Below are 270 nucleotides of genomic sequence, written 5' to 3' on the forward strand. Positions count from 1 at the left end.
TGCGTCAGACGAGTCAACAATACAAACCGATCGCAAATCCTTGTCAGTGACAAGAAACTCTGCTGCTCCGTACTCGGCAGAAATCACGATCGGTAAGCCCGCCGACGCAGCCTCGACTGCGCTTCGACCAAAGGCTTCCCGCGCGGACGTCCCGACGAAGATCGACGCACCATTCCACAAGCTTGCCGAGTCGGCCCATCCACGCCACTCGACCGAGGACCCTGAAGTGGAAGCCAGCGACCTTTCCAAAGGGCCTTCACCGTAAGCCAC

The 270-nt window shown here is 58.9% G+C and carries 1 protein-coding gene; it reads right to left on the reverse strand.

The window, feature by feature from the left end; translation table 11 throughout:
* Window positions 1-270: glycosyltransferase family 4 protein (locus SB754_RS20455; RefSeq protein WP_410784193.1), on the reverse strand; the 270-nt coding region annotated here is incomplete at its 3' end.

The organism is Leifsonia sp. SIMBA_070 (assembly GCF_046534635.1).
Classification (GTDB): Bacteria; Actinomycetota; Actinomycetes; order Actinomycetales; family Microbacteriaceae; genus Leifsonia.